Source organism: Limosilactobacillus sp., from assembly GCF_051873035.1.
Lineage (GTDB): Bacteria > Bacillota > Bacilli > Lactobacillales > Lactobacillaceae > Limosilactobacillus.
This window is the reverse complement of record NZ_JBJEEL010000070.1, coordinates 1-22620: the sequence shown is the minus strand read 5'-3', so window position 1 is coordinate 22620 and position 22620 is coordinate 1. Positions and strand designations below refer to the sequence as shown.

The window sequence follows — 22620 nt, the reverse complement described above, 5'->3', positions numbered from 1 at the left end:
ATGTCAATTAGCAGTTGGCTTGCATCTAGGTGGAAAAATGGTAAAATGAGTTTACACATGTAAACGAAAGGACGGGCAAAGATGGAAAAAGACCAGCAAATTACACCCGCAGAGTGGCGGGTAATGCGAATTGTATGGTCGCTAGGGTCAACGACCAGCCGTGAAATCACGGAATTATTGCAACGACGGGTAGACTGGAAGGCCGCGACCATTAAGACCCTCCTTCGCCGCTTAGTTGCTAAGGGGGCCCTGACCACTGAAAAGCAGGGACGGGCATTTATTTACCGCCCGTTGGTTGCTGAGCAGGCGACGATGTCGAATGCTGCAGATAACCTGTTTGATAACATTTGTGAACGGCGGGTGGGGAAAACCCTGTGCCACGTAGTTAAACATGCCGAGCTAAGCAAGGCGGATATTGATGAACTAGTGAAGATCTTGAATAAGAAGGCCGTGAACGCCCCCGACGAAGTACAGTGCAACTGCGTTCCGGGCCGGCCGATGAACTGCTAGGGTGGTATGATGATTAAAGGATTAGGAATTGATATTACCGAGATTGACCGGGTGGCCCAGATGGCGCAGCGCCATGCTCAATATGTGGACCGGATTTTAACGCCGGCAGAACGAGAACAGTATAACCGGTTTAGTGGCCAACGGGCCAACGAGTACCTAGCCGGTCGGTGGTCGTTAAAGGAGTCGTTTTCTAAGGCCTGGGGAACCGGGATCGGTAAGGAGGTTGGCTTTCAAGATATTGAGATTATCGACAATCGACGCGGGGCACCGGTGGTCACTAAGTCGCCCTTTACGGGACGGGTGCACGCCTCGGTCAGCCATACTGCCGAATTGGTAATGACGGAAATTATCCTTGAAGAAGCATAGAAAAACAGCGGACACTCGTTTCGAGTGCCCGCTGTTTTTATGATCTACTTATCGTCGTCTGCCGAATCCTTTGTTGTATCGTCTTCTTTAGCTACCTTCTTGGGCTTGATGTAAATAACCTTAAACTTATTAACGTAAGCGTTTTGCAGGTCCAATGGGGTAAAGGAGAAGTTGTCGACTCTAATTGGTGTGCCGACCTTTAAGTCATATTGCCGTTCGAGGAAGAAGCCGGTTAACGTGGTTACCTCTGAATTTTCAAACTGGTCGATCTTGGTATGGAAGTACCGTTCGAAATCATCCAACGGCATCTTACCAGAAACCTCAAAGGTTGGGTTACCCTTGGCATCGGGTTCCTTTTTCTCAATCATATCTGAGGTGGCATGATCGATTTCTTCACCAACGGTCCCGAAGAGTTCTTCGTAGATATCTTTGTCGGTGACAATCCCAGAAGTCCCACCGTATTCATCTTGAACGACGACAATTGGTACTTGTTTTTTAACCATCGTCTGGAGAACATCGGTAATTGGTTCGTTTTCATAAACGATCGGAATCCGCCGCATAATGGTCCGGATGGACTGTTGCGGGTTAATCTGGTTTTGCCGCATGACGTCGTAGGCAAAGATATAACCCAAGATGTGGTCCTTGTCGTTATTAGCAACGACTGGAAACCGGGTAAACTTCTTTTCAAAGTACAACTTCGCTGCGTCCGCGATCGAAGCCTGAATATCGATAACCGCCAGTTGTGTCCGGTCGATCATGATATCTTCGGCCACTTTATCGTTCATCTCAAAGGCCCGTTGCATGAAGAGGACGTCTTCCTTATCCATTTCCCCGGCCTTTTCAGATTGCTGGGAAAGGGTCATGATTTCGTTTTGGGAGTAAGTATCTTCCTCTGGTTGAACGTTAAAGCCGAGTAACTTCGTAATTCCCGCTGCCGCAACCGCAAATAACCAAACAAATGGGTAAAAGATGGTGTGGAAGAACTGGATTGGATGAACAATTGACAGCAGGATCGGTACCGGCCGGTCAATCGCCATGTTCTTTGGTACCAAGTCAGTAAAGACGGCGTGGAAGAAGGTGAAAATCAAAACACCAATTACTGGTGCTAAGGGTTTCAACACGTCTTCGGGGATCAGGTGGATCTTTAACAGCAAATCGGTAATGAATTCATCACCAATCCACCCTAAGATCAGGGAAGTCATGGTAACACCGACCTGGGCCGTTGAAAGGTATTCGTTGAGGTTATTAACCATGTGCTCAGCGCGCTTAACCTTCCGGGTTTGCCGGAGCTCTTGCAGTTCACTTGGCCGTACCTTAACGACCGAATACTCAAGCAGCGTAAACAGCGCCGCCAGTAACAGAATTAAAATAATGACGATAAGTCTAAACCAATATGATGACCATAATGCACCCATATTTTACAAATTCACCTAGTCTTTCCTTATTAATTTCATATCTATTGTATCAAGTTACTTTTTCCCTGATCAACTATTTGCTTAAAAAGTGCGGTAAAATTAACTTAATTAAGTAAGCGAGGGTGAGTTCAATGGCAGAGCAGCAGGATCAAGCAGTAAAAAAGAGTACACGGCTGCGGGAGATAATGGGGGTGATGCGCAAGTACCACTTTCTGAGTAATTTCTACCGGCAAAAGGATCCGGCCGCAATCTGTGCAGCCTTGCAAGAACTCGGCCCGACCTTTATTAAATTGGGCCAGATCCTCTCGACGCGGCCCGACCTGGTTTCCCCGGACTATCTCAAGGCCCTTCGTAAGCTCCAGGACCAGGTCAAGGCCGACCCCTTTACTAGTGTAGCCGCGACCTTTGAAGCGGCTACCGGGAAGAAAATTACGGCGGCCTTTGCCAGCTTTGATCACGAACCCTTTGCTTCCGCCTCAATCGGCCAGGTCCACCACGCCACTTTACTAGATGGTACCCCGGTTGTGGTGAAGGTTCAGCACCCCGCGGTGACTCAACTAGTTAATACTGACCTGGCCCTATTACGGCAAGCGATTAAGATGCTTAAGTATGTTCCCACCGGGAAGATGGTGGTGGACCTCAATAAGACGCTGGATGAATTGAGCCGGTCCTTACTCAGTGAAATTGACACCCTAACCGAGGCCCAAAACGGCGCTGAATTTTACCGCCTAAACAACGGGGATGGGATATTTGTGGTTCCCAAAGTTTACCTAAAGGACTGTGCACCCCAAATCCTAGTTAACGAGGCGATGCCAGGGAAGAGCATTCGCACCCTTTTCAGTGAAAAGGAGACTGCCAATGCTAAACGTAATCAGTACCTGGCTAAGGCCTTAGTGCGGAACTTTATGAAGCAGGTTTTTGTTGACCGTTATTTCCATGCTGATCCCCACCCGGGAAATATTTTATTCACCCCGGCGGCAGCTGGTAAGCAGCAGACAACTAGACAGTACCATCAACAGATTGGGGCCCACCAGCTAGCAATTGAACAGCAGGAAGAATTACCGCCATACCGGCTGGTTTACCTTGACTTTGGGATGATGGGCCGCCTGACACCGGTAATGGCCGATGGAATTGCGGAGGTAATCCTCGCATTAACGAGCAAGAATTACCACCGAATTGCCCACGCCCTCTTGGGGATCTGCAACCAGACGGGGGAATTGAACGGGCCTAAGTTTACTAAACAATTGACGAGCTTTCTGCAACCTTACATGGCTGCAGGGGTGGGGCAAATTGATTTCGCCAACATGCTCTACCGGGTAATCCAGCTCTGCCAGGATAATAATTTGCAGATTAAGCCGGAAGTGACGCTCCTGATCAAGGCCTTTGGGACGTTAGAAAGTACGGTGGCCAAACTGGACCCGAATATCTCGATGATGGCCGTGGCCCGGCCGTTTGGTATTTCTTATTTAAAACGGAAATTGCGGGCGCGCGACCTAATTGATGATGGTGTCTTTAAAGGCTTGGCAACGCTTGAATCAATGAGTCAGTTGCCGGAACAAGTGGATACGGCGCTGGAAACCTTTAACAATGGTGATATTGAGGTTAAGCTGCGTTATGATGGTCAAAAACAACTACTGAAACAGGTGGAACGAATTACGAACCGCTTCCTAATCGTTATTATATTGGCGGCCGTAATCGTCGGCTCTTCATTGTTGGTCGAAAGTAGCACAGCCCATCCCCATATTTACCGGATCGGGGTAACGGGTTACGCGATCTCGATTGCGGTGATCGTCGTTCTGGTATTAAGTGAACTAATTCACCGGATCCGGCGTTGGCACAACCGCCGTAAATAAAGGAAAAGGGAATGTGAAAGTCAGTTATGACTTTCACATTCCCTTTTTTAACGAGTTTTATTATCTAGTTTGAATGCTTATTGTTTCGGTTGCCCGGTCCAAATGCCGTAGCCCATGGTAGCCCCGACGTTTTGACCGGTAATGGCCGTCGCCTGATCCGAAACTAGGAAGTAGGCAACGTTAGCGATTTCTTCCGGTTCAGCAATCCGCTTGAGGGGACTACCGTTGCGGTAAGCCGCTTTGACTTCGGCCGGGTTTCCCTGGAACATCGGTGTGTTCGTGGCCCCGGGGTTAATGTTATTGACCCGAATACCGTAGGGACCATAGTCTAGAGCCATTGACCGTACTAAGTTAGTAACCGCGCCCTTGGCGGCATTGTAGGCAGGCATGTTGTAGTCGCCATGGAGACCCGAAACAGATGAAATATTAATAATATTACCAGCATGCCGGGCCATCATTCCGGGAACGAAGGCCTTGGTCATCAGGAAAATTGATTTAACGTCGACCGCCATCGTCTTATCCCAGGCGTCCTCACTTAATTCGTGTAGGAGACCGCCCGTAAAGATACCGGCATTATTGATTACGGCATCGATTTGGTTATATTTGGCATTGACCTGGCTGGCAAATTCAGTTACGGACTGGCTGTCGCTGACGTCAACCTGGTACATAGCAACCCGGTCGCCGTACTGGCTTTGTAACTCCTGGTAGACCTTAGCTGCTTTTTCCGTATCAAGGACCGCCATAATCACGTTCCAGTCATTTGCTAAGAACTTCTTGGCCATGCTTAACCCCATGCCACTACCGGCACCGGTAATAATAATAGTTGACATTACTATCCCTCCAATTTAGAAAATTAGGTTGGTTAACTGGTGACTAACACCATCAAGTTCATGCGCGAGGGATTTAATCTGCCGCCGCTGTAAGCTGGCATCGGATCCGGAGACACCAAGGGTCGCCACCAACTGACCAGTTCGACTGTAAACCGGCACTGCTAGGCAGCGCATGTTTAGTTGGACCTCCTCGTCATCTAACGCATAACCCTGGTCGCGAATGGCTGCGAGGCTATACAAGAGGTCGTGCTGGTCGGTTAAGGAATGCTTGGTGGCTGCTCGCCATTTAGTAGTTTGCAGGATTGCAGTCCGCGTCGGCTCATCCATAAATGCAAGCAAACATTTTCCGAGGGCACTGGCATTAAGCGCCTGACGTTCACCGAGTAATGTAAAGTCGCTAAGCCGGTCCGCACACGCAAAAACCTGTGAGATCACCAATGCACCGTCGTATTGCATCCCAAGAAAGGCGGTTAGTCGACGGGCATCGACTAGTGGTTGAACGGCCTGGCTGGCTAGCCAGCCGACTGGTTGAAACCGGTGGTCCTGCTGCTGCGTTTGTAAATAGTAACAGTTTCCCTGTTTGGTTAGCCACTTCAGTTGGACCAGGGTCATTAAGAGGCGGTAAGCCGTAGTCTTGTTTAATCCTAGTCCTGCCACAATGTCCTTAAGTGCACAGCCGGGGTGACGAGCCACGTACTCTCGAATTCGGGTTGCCTTTACCAGCGTGCTTGTTAATCCCTCACGCATCACTTTGCATCTCCTAATCTACTAGCCGGGTTAATAAATACCAAAAGTTACTCATTTGTTTCATTATTTGAAACTTTACCAGTAATAAAAGGAGTTAGGTGAAATCACACCTAGCTCCGCTTAATTTACTTATTCTTATAAACGGCAATTTCTACTAAATTATTGTCAGGATCATGAACGTAAAGCGAGGTCATGGCGCCTTCTGAACCGTGTTTTTCAACTGGCCCAGCGATGATATCAACATAATAGCTCTTTAAATGGTGGATGATATCTTCGAGCTTATCCCCCGCCACCATACAAAAGTCGGCCGAACCAATCGTTGGTTTAACCGCCTTTAAGTCGGTCGGCCGGTCAGCCTTTTGAAGGCGGATTAACTGGTGACCACAACGGAGGGTAATCAGGTGGTCATTACTCTGGTCCTCAATTACGGGCATATCAAAAACTTCGTGGTAGAAGCGCATGGCTTCTTCCAAATTACTGACCGTTAATACGATATGGTCAATTCTACGCATTTTCATTTTGGATTCCTCTTTTCTCGGCCTTATATTATACGCTACCAACAAGTTTACTGGCAACACGACTAGCATACGTCAAACGTATAGCAATATACGGGATAAATAATTTATTTTACCGTTTAAGTTACTTAAAATAAGGATAATGACAAAACAAAGGAGAAATAACAAATGGCAAAATATTTAATTCTCGCAGCAACTGGTCAAATTGGTCAGTTAACGACGCAATATCTCTTGGACAATAGCGATGCTGAGCTGGTCTTATACGGTCATAATGCTGACCAGCGCCTAAGTAAGTTCGCTGGTGACCGGGTCAGTTTCGTTGATGGGGACCTGAAGGATACAGCAACTCTCAAGCAGGCACTAGCTGGTGTTGACGCGGTCTTCTTAGCCTACATTACTACACCTGATATTGTCAAGCCGCTAATTCAAACCCTGGATGAAGCGGGGGTTCAACGGTTCATTGCAATGTCAGTGCCGGATGTTTACCAAGAAGTGGCGGGCCCATTCCAAGCATGGTACCGCGAACACACCGGTCTAGTTTGGCAAACTAACTATGCTGACACGGTGGATGCGATCGAAAATTCTGACCTTGATTACGTCATTTTGCGGACAACCTGGCTGTATAACGACCCTTCTAAGACCGCGGTGGACGTTACTAAGAAGGGCGAACCATTTAAAGACGCCCAAATTAGCCGGGAGGCCGTGGCTAAGTTTGCGGCCGACCTGTTAACTGGTGATCAGGATTACCACCGGGAAAGCTTGGGGATCGGTGAGCCAAATACTGAATGGACAAAACCAAGTTTTTACTAAAATAAGATTAAAGAAGCTAGGCCACAGTCGATATCGACTGTGGCCTAGCTTCTTTTTAGTCAGTCCAAAACTGACCAAATTGTTTAAGCAGGGGCTGGATCAGTTTCCGGTCCTGCTTGAGGTAGGTGCCATAAAATTCAATTTGGTTATGCGGATCAATAATCGGTACCCGGCTATGCTTGTTATTGCTAAAACGGGCGAAGGTTGCCGCGGTCTTACCAGTCAGGTTGGTAAAGAAGAAGGGGAAGCTGGAATACTGGCTCAGTTCCCGCATCGATGCCAAGTCTTTTTGGTAGAGAAACTTGGCATCAGGAATGTATTTTTCAATGAGTGCCTGCCAGGGACCAATGTCTTGGACGACGAGGAAGGTAAGACCAGCCAGGTCCTGAAAGGAAACCTCTTTTCGCTGGGCTAGGGGATGGAACTTATCGATTCCTAAGCTCAGCCGCTCGGTTCCCATATATAGGGATTCAATATCATCCGTAGCAATTTCTTTATCGGTGAAGATCAACCGCTCCTTAAGGGTTCGGAGGTCATTGACGACGTTAGCGGGAGCGATTAGTTGGTGGTTAATACTTACCTGGGTTGAAAGCTGTTCTTGAAACTCACTCATTAGGCCAATCGGTCCTGGGGCAACCGAACCTACAACCACCTTATGCTTTAGGTGGTCGTAGTTGAGAATCTTTTCCACGAAGTTATTTTCTTCCTGGAGAAGCTTTTGAGCCTCGGTGGCAGCTAGTAAGCCGGTATCGTTCAGTTCAATGCGGTTACTAAATTCACGGTTAAAAAGGGTTACCCCTAGTTGCTGCTCGAGCTTTTTCATCCCCCGCGTCACCGTCGGCTGGGTAATCATCAGGTGTTCAGCGGTAGCACTAAGGGCTCCATACTTATGAAAGGCAACCAGTTCTTCAAGAAGTTCTGGATCAACCATCTTTGACCATTCCTTTCTGCTATTCACTACCAGTATAGTAACATACCTGATTGGTAATTTTCTTTTACTTTTGCTCCTAATATACTGTAAACAATCAATCAAGGGATTACACAAGAAGGAGGAACGAATTCGTGGATTACGTAACGTTAAACGATGGCAACCAGATGCCGCAATTGGGCTTCGGGGTCTTCCAGGTGCCCGACTTCAACCAGGCCGAACAAGCCGTTAGCGATGCACTGGAAGTTGGCTATCGCCTAATTGATACCGCTGCGGCCTACGGAAATGAAGCGGCCGTTGGTAATGCAATTAAAAAGAGCGGTGTTAACCGTGAAGAGGTCTTTGTAACCTCGAAACTCTGGGTTGACCATTTTACTTATGAGAAGGCCAAGCAGGGGATTGACGACTCGCTGACCAAGCTCGGTCTTGACTACCTGGACCTTTACCTTCTCCACCAACCCTATGGTGACACTGCTGGTGCCTGGCGGGCCCTAGAAGAAGCACAACAGGCCGGTAAGATTAAATCAATTGGGGTTTCAAACTTTGCTCCCGATCAACTGATGAACTTGGAACTAATGAGCCATACGAAACCGGCAGTTAACCAGATCGAGGTTTCACCATGGTACCAAGAAGACACGGTGGTGAAGTTTAACCAGCAGCAAGCCATTCAAACTGAGGCCTGGGCGCCATTTGCGGAGGGAAAACATGATATTTTCACCAATGAAACGATTGCCCAGATCGGTCAAAAGTATGGTAAGTCTAATGGTCAAGTAATCTTACGTTGGCTTTTGCAACGGGGCATCGTGGCCATTCCCAAGTCCATCCATAAGGCCCGGATGGCTGAAAACTTAGCTGTTTTTGACTTTAACCTAAGTGCCGATGACATGGCAGCGATGAACGAGCTTGATAAAAATGAAAGTCAGTTCTTTGACCACCATGACCCGGCCGCGATTGAAAGTATTTTTGGATCCAGCCTACGGGCATTAAAAGAGTAGCTTATAACAAGATCAGTTTATTGGCCGATCGTTAAATTATTTTAGAAAAAATACTTGCCTTAAAGTCGACTGCAAGGCTTAAGCTATGATCAATCATTAAGGAAAGAAGCGTGAATTAAATGTTATACAAAGATTTAGCAGGTAAAGTTGCGGTAATTACTGGTGGTTCCAAGGGAATCGGTAACGCCATTGCGGAACGGTTCGGTCAGGAAGCCATGAAAGTGGTGATTAATTACAATTCTGATCAGGCCGGTGCCGACAAGGCGGTGGACCAAATTAAGGCCGCTGGTGGGGATGCCGTGGCCGTCCAAGCTGACATTTCAACCGAAGAGGGGGTTCAAAAGTTACTCGATACGGCCGTTAACTCCTTTGGCGACCTGGACGTTTGGATTAACAACGCCGGGATGGAAAACCAACACCCAACGAATGAACTGAGTTTGCAGGACTGGCAACGGGTAATTAACGTTAACCTTACCGGGGTCTTCCTCGGTGCCAAGGCTGCTTTGAACTACTTCTTGAAGCACAACAAGAAGGGGAACATCATCAACATGTCTTCCGTTCATGAGCAAATTCCATGGCCAACCTTTGCCCACTACGCCGCAAGTAAAGGTGGGGTTAAGCTCTTCACCGAAACGATTGCGATGGAATATGCGGACAAGGGAATCCGGGTTAACTCCATCGGTCCTGGTGCTATTAACACCCCAATCAATGCTAAGAAGTTTGCGGATCCGGAACAGCTGAAGACCACTACTGACATGATCCCCATGAAGCGGGTTGGTGATCCGGCCGAGGTTGCGGCAGCAGCTGCTTGGTTAGCATCTGATGAATCAAGTTACGTTACTGGAATTACCATGTTTGTTGATGGTGGAATGACCCTGTACCCAGCATTCCAAGGTGGCCGGGGTTAATCAAATCACATAAACTGGAAATCACAAGTGCGGTTCGGCCGTGCTTGTCAATACATAATAAATAAGAGGGAGAGGTTATTTATGGAGAAAAAGTATTCGGTATCAAACTTAGTCTGGCGGACCCTGATGTCATTTGTCGGGATTACCATTTTGTCACTAGGGACGGCCTTTTTACGTGGCGGTCAGGTCGGCCTGGACCCGTTTACCGCAACGAACACCGGAATCTCGGGGCACCTTAATTTAAGCCTCGGAGTCTACCAGCTGTTGGCTAACGCCGTCATCTTTATTTTCATTTTAGTAATGGACCGGCACAAGATTGGGATCGGGACCCTACTGAACATGGTTCTGGTTGGCTTTGAGGTGCAGTGGTTTATTGCCCTGTACCAGCAGGTCTTTGGAACCCGCACCAACTTAATTATCGTTGTTTCTAACCTAATTATCGGTTTAGTATTGTTTACCCTCGGTGCTTCGATGTACATGGGGGCCGATTTAGGGGTGGCACCTTATGACGCCATTGCCCCGATTTTATCTGACCGTTTGCACACCCAGTACCGGACGATCCGGATTGCCCAGGATATTCTCTTTATGGTGGTGGCCTTCTTCGTGGGGGGACCAGTTGGTGTCGGGACGGTTATCGTTGCCTTTTTCACCGGCCCACTGATTACCTTTTGGGATAACCACGTTAGTCTGCCAATGCGGCGGACGATTGACCGTTCGCAGAGTATGACGCCGGGTCAACGGGTGGGATATCTGCTAACCCGCTTTGGAAAGAGCAGCTACGACTTGGTTTCCAATTCATACGAGTTAACGAACCTGATGCAGCGGCGGCTTTCACAATACTCCCCTAAGGACCTTGAAGACCAGCTTAAGATTACGCGCCGTAACATGGAGATTGCGCGGGCCTCATACCAGGGCTCGGAACGGCGTTATGATATGTTAAGAGCGGAATTACAACGGCGGAAGCGACTAGCAGCAACTGGTCCGGCCGCCGTCCAAGAAAGTCCAGAAGGGAAATGATTCTAAATGACAGAAGACTTTTTAATTGGTACTTACACTAATAAGACCAGTCAAGGAATATACCGGGTCACCCTGGAGGATAACCATCTAACCACGCCCCGGCTAGCTGTCCGTCTACTAAAGCCATCTTACCTGCAGGTAGGGAATAATCACCTGGTTTACACCATTAAAAAGGGGAGTGATGGCCGCAAGGGGGTGGCCATTTACCAACTCAATGGTGAGGGCCCGGCTAATGCCCAGCTGGTTCAGGAAGCACTGTTTACCGGGCCTTCCCCGGCCTATGTGGGCGTTAATGAACAACGCCACCTACTCTTTGGTGCTAATTATCATGGTAGCCGGGTGGATGTGTTTGACCTGGGTAGTGATAATCGTGACCTCCACCGGGTTGCCAGTGTGGTTCATACTGGCAAAGTGGGCCCCCGTCCGGAGCAGAACATTCCGCACGTGCACTATGCTGATGTAACACCAGACGGGCGGTTGATTACCTGTGATCTAGGCCTGGACTTAGTAACCATTTACGATATTGGGGCCGCTGGGACACTGACGGAAGTTTCCCGCTACCAGACGACCCCCGGCTTTGGTCCCCGCCACCTGGCCTTCCACCCGAACGGCCGGGTAGCCTACCTACTGGGCGAATTGAGTAGTGAACTAGAAGTCTTAAAATACGACGCCGGCACTGCTCAATTAACGCCGGTTCAAAAGTTAAAGACGATTCCAGCCAGTTGGACCAAGCACAATGGCGCGGGGGCGATCCGCATTTCTAGTGACGGTCACTATGTTTACACCTCTAACCGGGGTGAAAATACGATTGCCGTTTACCGGGTGGGGCTCGATCAGACGCTACAACATGTCCAATCAATTGATAGCCAGGGCGACTTTCCTCGGGACTTTAACTTTAGCCAAAATGAGGACTTCCTGGTCGTCGCTAACCAAAATACCGACAACCTAACCCTATACCAACGGGATCAGGCAAGCGGTAAATTAACTTTACTACAGGCCGGTGTTCCCTGTCCGGAGCCGATTTGTGTGCAACGCTATTAATTTTTTTCAAAAAAGGGCTTGCCTTATAGTCGACTTCAAGGATTAGGATATGAATCGTTGAAAGAAATCAAATAATAATGAGGTGAAAATGGCGGAATAAATCATCAAGCCGAATAAAAGGACAAAGGCCAACCATGAAGAGCGTTGGTGGGCCATTTTGTATAGTTCATGAGTGAGGGTGGTTTTCATTATTCGGCCTCCCGTTTCTTTTCTAAGACGTTGACGATTGCCTGCTCAAAGGTCTTACGGACCGGTGACAATTCAGTTAGTAGGATCTGATGCTGGTACAACAATTGCTCTGCCTGGCCAATATCCTGGATTTCGATGATGAATGCGTCCTCTTGGTACTCGAATGGTAAATCATTGGTGCTAAACAGTTCCCGGGTTCGCTCATTGTTAACGGTCTTTAGGCGATAGTGAGTGGCTCTGATACTTTTAAACTTATCAATCGGTACGTCCATGACGATTTCCTGGTGGTTGAGGATGATTACTGAGGTCATCACCTTTTGTAACTCGCTTAAGACATGACTGGAGATGAGAAAGGCTGTCCCGTTAGCGGCATAATCATGAATGATCTTACGGATCAAAATGGTAGCCTCAACATCCAAGCCGTTCATCGGTTCATCAAGGATTACCAGCTCGGGATGGTTCAATAGGGCCAGGGCGATGCCGAGCTTCTGTTTCATCCCGATCGAATAGGATTTGGCGGGCCGATCAATATAGGAGGCCATCCCCAATCGGTTGACTAGTTGGTTTAGGTCATCCTTATCCTGGGAGTAGAGGGCAAGATTTTCTTTTCCCGATAAGAACGGGTAGATTGCGGGATTCTCGATCAGGGCACCGACCTTAGCAAGGACCCGATGGCTACTGGCAGTGATCTTTTGACCATCAAAGGTAATCGAACCGGTGAACTTAGTCAGGCCGAGCAAAGTCTTCATAATGGTGGTTTTCCCGGCGCCATTGGGACCAATTAGGCCCACGATTTCTCCTGGGGTAATGGTAAACGAGGCATTTTTAATGGCGATTTTACGCCCGTAATATATATTTAGGTTCTTGGCTTTCAGCATCCTGGTCCCCTCCATTTATTAATTCTTTCAACTAAATTATACATGAAACCGTTTTTTTGTTTAGCAAGTATACAAATTATGGTTGGTCTATTTAAGTTATGCATCTATCGGTAGATATTAATGGGGACCAAATAAAATGTCCCCACGGTTTGAATAACCACGGAGACATTTTATAAATTCTTATAGTTAGGGTTAGGGATGGAGAAGCTGACCAGTGATGCATTCAACTGCATGGCCGCCGACGAGGATCTGGTCATTGGCGTCTAAATCAACGTTAATAATACCGTTCCGGCCCATTTTCTGTCCTTGGCTAGCAATGTATTTTTGCTTATTTAATAAATGATGTTCTTTGATTAGTGCAGCCACGGCCCCGTTACCGCTACCGCAAACGGGATCTTCATGGACGCCTTCCACGGGTGCAAATGAACGTACTTCTAAATCGCTGTCTGCTGATGTTTGGGGACCAAACACGGTTACACCGGTCGTTCCAGTAGGTAGTAATTTAACTAGCTGTTCATCCTGCGGGTCGAGGCTTAGGACGTCCTGCACCGACTTTAGGCCCATCGTTAGCCAGATTGCACCGACGTCCACCATTTCAGTCAGGGTGATCTTTGATAGATCTTCTAGACCCAGTGCTCTTGCAACGTGGCTCACTAGTTCATCGGCAACGGGAGAAATCTTCGGCTCCGGCAGGGCAAAGGAAAGCTGGTCACCATTGATATAGATCTTAACCAACCCCTTACCGCATTCTTGAACTAGGTAGCCGTCATGGGCGGGCTTAATACCGTTATTCAAAGCGACGCGTGCTGAGCCAACTGTCGGGTGCCCGGCAAACGGTAATTCCTCGTGGGGCGTGAAAATCCGTAAACGGTAGTCCGCTTCCGGATTAGTAGGGGAACAAATGAAAGTGGTCTCCGAAAGGTGTGTCCAGTTGGCGATCGCTTGCATTTCGGTATCCGTCAGCTGATCACCATCAATGATCACCGCGACGGGATTTCCCTTGTATGGTACTCCGGTGAAGACATCGGCCTGACTAAACCTAATTTTATTTATTGACATATAGCTCCTTCTCTCTAATCGATTTTTAATAATTCTCATTATAGAGGTTATTTAGTCGATAGTTAAGCCTAAGTTAATTATTAGATTTAAAAAATACGTGGTACACAAAAGGCGTCAAGCATTCGGAAAATCTGAACACTTGCCGCCTCTTGTACTCACAGGATTATGAAAATCATACTCCCGCGTGATATTTTCTGTTGTCTAATACAGGTTCTTCGGGTGCGGCAAGCCCTTAATTTCGTGTTTAACGTGGTTGAGCATATCATCAACCATTTCGACAACGTGCGGGTCATCTAAGATATAGAATACCTTAGTGCCCTCCTTATGGTTCCGCACTAACTGGTAACGACGTAATATTCCCAATTGCTTGGAAACAACCGGCTGAGCAAGGCCCAGTGCCTGGACAATTTCGTTGACTGAAGCGTCATTATCCTGATAACGAAGGAAATACAAAATTTTAATCCGGGTACTGTTACTGAGTACCTTATAAATCTTAGTGGCCTCGTTGATTAAATTATCGCTTATTTCCAACTATAAACTCACCCCTATATCAATTTAATTAGGTGACTGATCAGTCCACTATCCCAGAATACATAGAGCCCAACGCCAATGTAGACAACTTTCATCAGGATTTCACTATATTTAGTCATAAAGTTATTAACCACTGGGATTTCACCGACCAGTTTTAATAAGCATACAATAATTATCGTAAAAATGCCCACAAAAATTAATACTTCGAGGAAGTGAATAAAGGAAACGTTAGTTAGGATCGGTAAAAAGATCGAAAGGTTACAACCAGCACAGACGGATAAGTATGTGACCAGGACCGTAATGATTGGATTATGGTGGTCTTGATCATTCGGATCCTCATCATTATCATGCAACGCCATCCAGATCGGCAGGATCCCCAAGATACCTAGTAGCCACTCTGGTAAGAACATGGCTAAAATCTGGCCAGCAAAATAACTGGCCGCCACGAGGATCAATACTCCGACCAGGTAACCAATAATAACATCACGTAATTTAAACCTTCTTAGCAGTAACAATAAGATAAAGAAAAAGTCCAGGTTTACGGCAATAAAGGTTGCGGCAATAACCCACCAATTCATATAAATGCCTCCAAATATACTAAATTTGATATATATTATATATCAAATTTAGTATATTTAAAGAGGAAATTATTAGATTGCATAACAAAAAGCCGCCAGTGTTTAAGTTCAAACATTGACGACTCTAATGTGAAAAATATAAGTATCTTGGTTGAGGAAAGGGCTTACTTAACCAGGTAACGGAGCCAAACTGCACCGTCATCATAGCTCTTGACGTCCTTTAACTGCAGAGCCACCGGACGGCTATTCTCAGGGCGCCCGTCAAACAAACTTGGTTGGGAACTCCGGCCATCGACTCCGGCACCAACCAGAATGCTAATTTCATCTACTAAACCAGCTTCAAGGAAACCACCGTTAATCTTACCGCCACCCACGATTGCAAGGCGGTCGATATTGAACTTATCGGCTAAAATGTCCATTGCCTTTGGCAGGTCAATTTGGTCATGACCGGCCGCAATCCAGGAGATGTTTTGCTGGTCAAGATAGTTAAGGTAGTCCTGGGTAGCCTGCTCACTTGTGATAATCAGGTGGGGGAAGGTCGTACTGCTTTCCTTGCTCCAGCGAAGGGTTCCCTTCGTATCGACAACAATGTTATAACTCTTAGCCGTGGCATTCTTAGCAAAGTCTGTCTTGCCAAGGCTTTCCTTGTTTTGGGGAACAAACTTGCCACCACCAGTTAATTCTGTTTCGGCGGTAACCCGGCCACTAATTCGCGTTGGGGCGTTCAGGGCTTCCAAGGTTGAGTAGTATTCCGGTTCACCCGCCAGTTGGGCCGTCATCCCACAGTCGATCCGGCCGTCAATGGATGACATCATATGAACAATAATATATGGCTTTTTCATTTTATCTTCCTCCTCATTACTTCTAGTTTAATGATAGCCTAAGGAGGAATTGATTTGAAATACCTATTATCACTAGATGACGATACAAAAATTGCATAGTTCTATTTTAAAGTGATGGTGTGTGGTTGGACCTGGGGGTCGTGATTGGCCAAACACTCAATACAGTTGGGGTCGTTAGCAGTCTTTTCGAGAAAGTCAAGTGACTTTTGGGCAGCTAAACGGTTAACAACCAGACCGGGAGTTAGGTGCTCTTGCCATGATTTAGCGGCGTAACCACCATCGGCAGCGAGCATCACATACTGGTCCCGGCCGGGGAGCTTAACCTTGGTTGCACAGAGGCCGACACTGTGACCGGGTTCCCAAATCATTTGGATACTGCCGTCACCGAAGAGGTCAAAGGAACGTCCATAGGCTCCTAAGCCAGTATTTTGCAGTTTAAACGTCTGAACCGGCACGTCCCTCCATTCGTGCGAAAGGTAACGAATATGATCACGGTTAGCACCGTACCACTCTTCTTCACTGACAAGGATTCTTTTAGCGTCCTTGACGAGGGCTAATCCGTCAGCATGGTCACAGTGGAGGTGACTGAGGAGGACATAGTCGAGGTCCCGTGGTCGGATACCCAGCCGTGCGAGTTGTTCATTAATGGCCTGACCGGCCGGTAACTTAGCCTGGTTAGCGGGGTACTGGAAATTCAGGTTCTTTAGTTGGCCAAGACGACTCCGGTTAACGGTATTCCAACCGGTATCGATTAGGATGAGGCCATTGGGGTGTTCAATTAGGTAACTCGAGACGGGTAGTTCTACCTTATCCTGCTTGCTAAAGTGGTTGAGGCCGAGGAAGGCGAGGGGACCTTGTCCCGGGTGGTGGAATGGTAGGTTCTTGTCGACAATTACTGTGCCAGTATGAAAAACATGGATTTTGATTTGCTTGGTCATGTGTTTAACCTCCGATCGATTTTGAATTTATTTTAAGTACTACTACCAAGCGCTTCAATTTCCAATATTTTATAGAATGTGCATTAAAAGGGCAGAAATACTGATTTTAGTAACAAACTAATTAAAAATCACAAATTATAGTTGACAAGTAACATAATCTGCGTAAATTATTCACCGTAATGTTGATAAGCAACAAAGTGGTATAAAGGAATGATTTTATGAGTACATTATTAGTAATCCAAGCCCACCCCCACACGAGTAGCAGTCTGTCACTAACGGTCGGTCAAAAGTTCGTTGAAGCATATCAAGCGGCCCATCCCCAGGATAAGGTTATTATCCGTGACCTCTATGCTAAGGGCGGGGTGCCACCCCTTAATGACGTCACCATGGAGGCCTGGCGTAAGCAAAAGTTTGGCGAGGCAATGACCGACGAGGAAAAGGCCCTGTTGAAGCGGCACGAAGAGTGGTTAACCGAGTTCATCAACGCGGATAAGTATGTATTTATCAATCCGATGTACAACCATTTCTTGCCGGCGGAGATGAAACAGTACCTCGACCTCACCGCGGTTGCCCGGAAGACTTTTCGATACACTTCAGAAGGGCCAGTGGGCTTGCTGAATGGTAAAAAGGCTCTCCATATTCAAGCATCCGGAAGTGAGTACCACCAGGGCGGTAAGTGGGGGATTGTTAAATTCCTCATTAGAAGGGCCTTCGGGATTAAGAGTAAAGAGAGCTCGGCCCTAATGGATCTCGGTGACCTGTATTTAACAAATGTGATGAAGTTTTATGGGATTACGGATGTTGAGAAATTATTCATCGAGGGAGCCGATGCGCACAAGGATAAGCGGGACGAAATCCTTAGTAAGGCCTGTGATGATGCAGTTTCTATGGCTAAGGTATTTTAACCGGGTGCTAAGATACTTATTATTTCGATGTGAACAGGATTGCCTAAATATTAACATTCTAAGATGAACCGCAAACTCATTATCGGAATCAAAAAAATAAACATTTAACGATAAAAATGTTTAATAATAGCCGGCTATTGTGATATAATAAACTTGTGGGCAATAAGGGGGAACTAATTTGCAGTACGGTTCCCTTTTTATTAGTCCTAACCGTTTGCTAAAGACGGTACAAATTACAAACAACTTCTATAAACAAAGGGTCGCCCGAAAACTTTAAGGTTTAGGGCGACCTTTTGTTTGTCTTATTAGCTGGTCTGTTGCTGTAACTTTCCATATCACAAATGTAGGAGCTTGATGTGGTTGGGGGATACTATCTCCTATTTCTCTAATTCTATTTGGTCGATAATATCGGCTAGGGTTATTTCCTGCATGGCGTCTTTTGATGCATTTTCGATCTTAGTAAATTCACTATCTAGAATTGCCGGAATTTGCTTACCTATTTTGCATTGAATATTAGTTTTGGTATTACGTTCGATCAATTCATGGTCTGTAACGGCATTAAAGACATCTAATAATGTAATATCTTTTGGTGGACGATTAAATGTTATTTTGCCGCTTCCTGGTTTGGTCGTAATGAGTCCAGCCTTACTGAGTTGGCTCGTTAATTGTCTAACGGTTACTGGGGTGGTATTAATACTGTTAGCAATAAGTTTACTAGACATCTGCCAATCTGAGCGAAGAAAAGCGTATGCAAGTAAGTGAATAGCATTAGCAAATTTAGTAGAATGACGCATTTAAAAGTTCCTTCATAAGTAATTTAGTAATTTTACTTTTATTTTAAAAGAGCTTTGATGGATTCTTCAAGTCCTTTAGGCTGTCGACCAAGCAATTTTTTAAAATCATCTGATACTTCGTCACCGGCGCCATTTCTAATAGCAGCATTTGCTTTTGTCATTAAAGATGCAACGGGATCCGAAATACGATTATTAATCATCGCCTTTTCCATTTCATCATCAGTAATATTCTTTAATTTAACCGGCTTGTTGAGTACTTTTTCTAGTGTTGACACAAAGGTCGCATAATCAACCAAGTTAGCAGTTAAATTATAAGTTTGGTTGATAGCTAGCGGTTTAATGAGAACGTTAGCAGCAGCCTGTGCATATTCAGAACGTAATGCTAAACCAAATTTACCTTTACCAACGTTAGTAACAATTGGCTGATTGTTTATGGCTCTTTGAATGTCGTTAAGTTTAACTTCTAAATAATAGTTATTCCTTAAAATAATGTATGGTACGCTGCTTGATTGAAGGAACTCTTCAGTCTTCATATGAGCAAATCCTAGTGGGTTTTGATCAGGTTTAGTACCACTAGTATAGACAAGTAATGAGAGATGGTTATGTTTAGCTGCTTTAATTACATTTGTATGTTGAACGATGCGCTTTTGCGGATCAGGTTCTTTAGTTGAGACGAGTAGGACACGGTCTAGGCCCTGTAATGCCTTTTCCATTAGTTCCAAGTTATCAAAGTCAGCTTTTCGAATCTCAATTGATGGTACTTGCTTTTTAGCCTTCTCAACATTACGCGCTAGTCCAATAATGTTCTTAGTATTATATCCTTGATTGATTAAATCTTTTACGACGTCATATCCAAAATGACCAGTTACACCTGTAATGCCAATCTTCATAGTATATCTCTCCAATCTGTAAAATATTTATTTACAGATTATATTAAATTATTTAGTCACACCTGTCAAATAATGTTTTACAGGTTAGGAAAATTGTTGTGATTGGGGGCACAGCACTATAATTAGCAAAACACTTAGGATATTTAGATCACCACATTTAGCAACCGCTTACAATTTGTGCTAAGGTAATCATAAGTAACAAATTGAGGAGGAAACGATAATGGTAAAGCTTGGAATTATTGGTGCTTCTGGAATGGCGGGGAGTGCGATTTATAAACTTGCGGTGACTGAGCCAGAACTAAACGTAACGGGGATCATTCGCAACGAAAGTAAGGCTCGTAAGACTCTGGGAGAAGATGCAAATTTAATTACTGGTGATGTTTTTTCACTAACTAGTAGTCTATCTCAGTTCGATGTAATCGTAGATGCGTTCAATGTTAGCCCGAAAAATGCCGATCAACATATTGAATTGGCAAAGAAACTGGTTGACTTGGCAAAGCAGCATGAAATTCGCTTGATTTTCATTCTTGGTGCGGGCAGCCTAAAGACTGGTGAGGACAAGCACCTCTTTGTCGAGGACATTGCTAAAATGCCGGGCTCTTCAGCATGGATTAACACACCACGAGAGCAGGCAAAAGAGTTGGAATACCTGAAAACAGTGACTGATGTAGACTGGTTAGGGATTTCGCCATCTGCCCAGTTTGAGGCGGGTGCCGCTACCAAGTATATTGTTGGCCAGGACGAATTACTATTTAACGACCAACAGGAATCCAAGGTCACTTCAGGTACGATGGCCAAGCTAGTAGTCAGTGAAATCTTGAATCCACAGCATCACCGTGAGCGGATTACAGTGGTTAATGCCGAGAATTAAGATAGTAAGATTGATATGCTACTTTAAAAGTTAGCAAAAAAGCATGCTAGCGTACGAAGAATACGGTTAATCTGAATTTTTACCAATCGAATGTATAACTAAGAGGGGGCCCTCCGCTAAAAATTGCGGAAGCCCCCTTTTTCGTATTGTCTACTGATATTTTGGTAGACAACTTACGCTTAACAGCCTTCTCCACTCAGTTTATTTCAAATCCTGGGCAAGTTGTTCAAGCGTGTCACTATAAAATTCCAACGCCTTCTTTAGTGGTAAGTTACCGAAGATTTTCAACTCTTCCATTACTTGGACTTGTTCTGTGGGAATAGTACGGTAGTTATCCATCGTCGGCAATAAAACATTAATTTGAGCAATAAATTGTGCTATTTTTTCCTCATTAGCATTTGGAAATTCTTGCTGACAAATAGCAAACATGGTCCTAAAAAAGGGGACCGTTGCGATCTTAAATTCCTTCATATGGTCAAAGCCGACCTTGGTTTCCATTACCGATTGGTGTAGTGATAGCAGCTTCAAAAATAGGGGCCGACTAAGAAAAATCGTCATTAGTTGTTTACAAAATTTCTTTACTTCTATCTTTTGTGAAAACTTATCCCTCATTTCCTGCGCCACTGCTAAATACTCCTTTTCACTTAATTTCAAAAAAAGGGCTTCTTTAGAGTGAAAATAACTATATAAAGCTGGCCGTGATAGGCCTAAAGATTTAGCAATATTCGTCAAGCTTAAATCCTCGTAGTTATTCTCCATAAATAAGTCACTTGCGGCAGTTAATATATCTTCATAGCGTTGATTAATTTCTTCTTGTGAGCGAGCGCGTTTTTTCCCCATTGTCACTTTTCCTTTTCAGAGTTTTTACATTTGATATTATACTGCTAAATTTTATAATTGACACACCGTAAATTACGCCGTAATATAATTTACACAGTGTAAATTATATGGAGGGAAGATCTTGAAGAAGTTATTTGAAACAATTAATTTAGGCAACAATTTAACTTTACCTAACCGTTTGGTAATGGCACCAACGACCACCTGGTCAAGTAACGAAGACTTAACCGTTTCAGAACAGGAATTAGCTTATTATCAAGCCCGGGCCCATGATATCAGTATGTTGATTACTGGCTGCGCCCATGTTTCTGAAAACGGTATTGGTTTCACTAATGAAATTGGAATTTATGATGATCGTTTTATCCCGGGCCTTACTAAAGAAGCTACTGTAATTAAGCAAAAGGGCGTTAAAGCGATCATGCAACTCAACCATGCTGGGAACAAGGCATTGCCAGAATTAATTGGGGCCGAAAATGTTGTCAGTGCTAGTCCGATCGTTACTGATATGATTCCTAATGCCGCCGTGCCTCATGAATTAACTGAGGATCAAATTCAAGAAATTATTCGTGACTTTGGTGAAGCAACCCGCCGTGCCATTCAGGCTGGTTTTGACGGTGTTGAAATCCATGGTGCTCACGGATTCTTAATTCAAAACTTTCTTTCTCCACATTTTAACCATCGGACTGATAAATGGGGAGGTTCTGTAGAAAATAGGCTGCGTTTTGGTATCGAAGTGTTTAAGGAAGTCCAACGCGTCGCTAAGAAATATGCCGATGACTCTTTCATCATTGGCTGGCGGCTATCTCCCGATGAACATTACGCGGATGGTCTTCGGATTAACGAAATTAAAGTCCTCGTTGACCGATTAATCGATCTTGGCGTTACGTATGTTCATGCTTCGCTCAGCAAGGCCGCCAAAGTAACTCCACGGGGGATAGATGGCAGTAAGACCATCGTTGAAACGCTGGCCGAAAGTATTAACAGTCGTGTTCCATTAATGGTCGCCGGGACAATTCAAGACGGTAACGACGCCCAAAAGGTTCTTGATCTGGGGGCCGACCTTGTTGCGGTTGCGCATGGATTGGTAACCGATTTAGACTGGACCCAAAAAGTTAAGACTGGGAATAACGACCAGCTTCATCTTTCTATTAGTCAGGATGATATTAAAAACCTTAAAATTCCTGATGGCTTATGGAAAACTATTCAGAATTCTGGTAATTGGTTTAATGTTGAAGAATGATTTTAAGACCCTAAAAATAAACAGAGTTGAATGAATTCCGAAGATCTCATTCAACTCTGTTTTCCTTTAGCGGCTTAGTAAAAGGCAGATTGTAAAATTTAAGTTGAACATTAAGTGGACGGAAAAACCCATC

Annotated in this window: 25 protein-coding genes; 11 read left to right on the top strand and 14 right to left on the bottom strand. The window is 45.4% G+C overall.

What is annotated here, in order from left to right; translation table 11 throughout:
• Positions 1-81: 81 nt before the first annotated feature.
• Together ACI31H_RS07335 and acpS are read left to right on the top strand one after the other, a co-directional pair.
• Positions 82-510 (top strand): CopY/TcrY family copper transport repressor, encoded by a 429-nt coding sequence (locus ACI31H_RS07335; RefSeq protein ID WP_439771333.1) that lies wholly within the window; start codon positions 82-84, stop codon positions 508-510.
• Positions 511-519: 9 nt separating this feature from the next.
• Complete coding sequence (gene acpS, locus ACI31H_RS07330; protein WP_439771339.1) at positions 520-876, top strand: holo-ACP synthase; 357 nt, start codon at positions 520-522, stop codon at positions 874-876.
• Between the two features lie 44 nt (positions 877-920).
• Here acpS and ACI31H_RS07325 read toward each other — a convergent pair whose 3' ends face one another.
• Positions 921-2291: a hemolysin family protein gene (locus ACI31H_RS07325; protein ID WP_439771332.1), complete on the bottom strand. Its 1371-nt coding sequence runs from the start codon at positions 2289-2291 to the stop codon at positions 921-923.
• 131 nt (positions 2292-2422) lie between these two features.
• Here ACI31H_RS07325 and ACI31H_RS07320 point away from each other — a divergent pair, with 131 nt between their 5' ends.
• Entirely contained in the window at positions 2423-4144 is a 1722-nt protein-coding gene (locus tag ACI31H_RS07320; RefSeq protein ID WP_439771331.1) for an ABC1 kinase family protein, read from the top strand.
• A gap of 77 nt (positions 4145-4221) precedes the next feature.
• Here the strand turns inward: ACI31H_RS07320 and ACI31H_RS07315 are convergent, their stop codons facing one another.
• From ACI31H_RS07315 to ACI31H_RS07305, 3 genes are all read right to left on the bottom strand, one after another.
• Positions 4222-4974: an SDR family NAD(P)-dependent oxidoreductase gene (locus ACI31H_RS07315; protein WP_439771330.1), complete on the bottom strand. Its 753-nt coding sequence runs from the start codon at positions 4972-4974 to the stop codon at positions 4222-4224.
• A 15-nt stretch (positions 4975-4989) separates the two neighbouring features.
• Complete coding sequence (locus ACI31H_RS07310; RefSeq protein WP_439771329.1) at positions 4990-5721, bottom strand: IclR family transcriptional regulator; 732 nt, start codon at positions 5719-5721, stop codon at positions 4990-4992.
• Between the two features lie 125 nt (positions 5722-5846).
• On the bottom strand, positions 5847-6239 hold the full coding sequence (locus ACI31H_RS07305) for a VOC family protein (RefSeq protein ID WP_439771328.1): 393 nt from the start codon (positions 6237-6239) through the stop codon (positions 5847-5849).
• Between the two features lie 165 nt (positions 6240-6404).
• Between ACI31H_RS07305 and ACI31H_RS07300 the strand changes: the two genes are divergently transcribed.
• Positions 6405-7046, top strand: a complete 642-nt coding sequence (locus tag ACI31H_RS07300) for an NAD(P)H-binding protein (protein WP_439771327.1) — start codon at positions 6405-6407, stop codon at positions 7044-7046.
• Positions 7047-7101: 55 nt separating this feature from the next.
• Here ACI31H_RS07300 and ACI31H_RS07295 read toward each other — a convergent pair whose 3' ends face one another.
• Positions 7102-8004, bottom strand: coding sequence for a LysR family transcriptional regulator (locus ACI31H_RS07295; protein WP_439771326.1), 903 nt, complete (start codon positions 8002-8004; stop codon positions 7102-7104).
• Positions 8005-8108: 104 nt separating this feature from the next.
• On the opposite strand from ACI31H_RS07295, the gene ACI31H_RS07290 reads away from it, so the two are divergent.
• The 4 genes from ACI31H_RS07290 to ACI31H_RS07275 all read left to right on the top strand — a co-directional run bounded on the left by ACI31H_RS07290 (position 8109) and on the right by ACI31H_RS07275 (position 11935).
• Positions 8109-8969 (top strand): aldo/keto reductase, encoded by an 861-nt coding sequence (locus tag ACI31H_RS07290; protein WP_439771325.1) that lies wholly within the window; start codon positions 8109-8111, stop codon positions 8967-8969.
• Positions 8970-9088: 119 nt separating this feature from the next.
• Entirely contained in the window at positions 9089-9877 is a 789-nt protein-coding gene (locus ACI31H_RS07285) for a glucose-1-dehydrogenase (protein ID WP_439771324.1), read from the top strand.
• Between the two features lie 81 nt (positions 9878-9958).
• On the top strand, positions 9959-10894 hold the full coding sequence (locus ACI31H_RS07280; RefSeq protein ID WP_439771323.1) for a YczE/YyaS/YitT family protein: 936 nt from the start codon (positions 9959-9961) through the stop codon (positions 10892-10894).
• 6 nt (positions 10895-10900) lie between these two features.
• The gene (locus ACI31H_RS07275; RefSeq protein WP_439771322.1) at positions 10901-11935 is read left to right on the top strand and encodes a lactonase family protein; all 1035 of its coding nucleotides are present in this window, start codon (positions 10901-10903) and stop codon (positions 11933-11935) included.
• 188 nt (positions 11936-12123) lie between these two features.
• Here ACI31H_RS07275 and ACI31H_RS07270 read toward each other — a convergent pair whose 3' ends face one another.
• The 6 genes from ACI31H_RS07270 to ACI31H_RS07245 all read right to left on the bottom strand — a co-directional run bounded on the left by ACI31H_RS07270 (position 12124) and on the right by ACI31H_RS07245 (position 16950).
• Entirely contained in the window at positions 12124-13002 is an 879-nt protein-coding gene (locus ACI31H_RS07270; protein ID WP_439771321.1) for an ABC transporter ATP-binding protein, read from the bottom strand.
• Between the two features lie 192 nt (positions 13003-13194).
• Positions 13195-14061, bottom strand: coding sequence for a PhzF family phenazine biosynthesis protein (locus tag ACI31H_RS07265; protein ID WP_439771320.1), 867 nt, complete (start codon positions 14059-14061; stop codon positions 13195-13197).
• A gap of 201 nt (positions 14062-14262) precedes the next feature.
• On the bottom strand, positions 14263-14592 hold the full coding sequence (locus ACI31H_RS07260; RefSeq protein ID WP_439771319.1) for an ArsR/SmtB family transcription factor: 330 nt from the start codon (positions 14590-14592) through the stop codon (positions 14263-14265).
• A gap of 14 nt (positions 14593-14606) precedes the next feature.
• Positions 14607-15170, bottom strand: coding sequence for a cadmium resistance transporter (locus tag ACI31H_RS07255; RefSeq protein ID WP_439771318.1), 564 nt, complete (start codon positions 15168-15170; stop codon positions 14607-14609).
• A gap of 164 nt (positions 15171-15334) precedes the next feature.
• A complete protein-coding gene (locus ACI31H_RS07250) occupies positions 15335-16012 on the bottom strand; it encodes a dihydrofolate reductase family protein (RefSeq protein WP_439771317.1) in 678 nt (225 codons plus the stop codon).
• Positions 16013-16113: 101 nt separating this feature from the next.
• Positions 16114-16950: an N-acyl homoserine lactonase family protein gene (locus ACI31H_RS07245; protein WP_439771316.1), complete on the bottom strand. Its 837-nt coding sequence runs from the start codon at positions 16948-16950 to the stop codon at positions 16114-16116.
• A 218-nt stretch (positions 16951-17168) separates the two neighbouring features.
• Here ACI31H_RS07245 and ACI31H_RS07240 point away from each other — a divergent pair, with 218 nt between their 5' ends.
• Positions 17169-17855, top strand: a complete 687-nt coding sequence (locus ACI31H_RS07240; RefSeq protein ID WP_439771315.1) for an FMN-dependent NADH-azoreductase — start codon at positions 17169-17171, stop codon at positions 17853-17855.
• Between the two features lie 377 nt (positions 17856-18232).
• On the opposite strand, the gene ACI31H_RS07235 is transcribed toward ACI31H_RS07240, so the two are convergent.
• Together ACI31H_RS07235 and ACI31H_RS07230 are read right to left on the bottom strand one after the other, a co-directional pair.
• A complete protein-coding gene (locus ACI31H_RS07235) occupies positions 18233-18649 on the bottom strand; it encodes an Rrf2 family transcriptional regulator (RefSeq protein WP_439771314.1) in 417 nt (138 codons plus the stop codon).
• A gap of 38 nt (positions 18650-18687) precedes the next feature.
• Positions 18688-19539 carry an NAD(P)H-binding protein gene (locus ACI31H_RS07230; RefSeq protein WP_439771313.1) on the bottom strand — a complete coding sequence of 284 codons (852 nt, stop codon included), beginning with the start codon at positions 19537-19539 and terminating at the stop codon, positions 18688-18690.
• 220 nt (positions 19540-19759) lie between these two features.
• Here ACI31H_RS07230 and ACI31H_RS07225 point away from each other — a divergent pair, with 220 nt between their 5' ends.
• Positions 19760-20410, top strand: a complete 651-nt coding sequence (locus ACI31H_RS07225; RefSeq protein WP_439771312.1) for an NAD(P)-dependent oxidoreductase — start codon at positions 19760-19762, stop codon at positions 20408-20410.
• A 201-nt stretch (positions 20411-20611) separates the two neighbouring features.
• Here ACI31H_RS07225 and ACI31H_RS07220 read toward each other — a convergent pair whose 3' ends face one another.
• The gene (locus ACI31H_RS07220) at positions 20612-21250 is read right to left on the bottom strand and encodes a TetR/AcrR family transcriptional regulator (protein WP_439771311.1); all 639 of its coding nucleotides are present in this window, start codon (positions 21248-21250) and stop codon (positions 20612-20614) included.
• A 121-nt stretch (positions 21251-21371) separates the two neighbouring features.
• Between ACI31H_RS07220 and ACI31H_RS07215 the strand changes: the two genes are divergently transcribed.
• Entirely contained in the window at positions 21372-22487 is a 1116-nt protein-coding gene (locus ACI31H_RS07215; RefSeq protein WP_439771310.1) for an NADH-dependent flavin oxidoreductase, read from the top strand.
• Positions 22488-22620 lie beyond the last annotated feature (133 nt).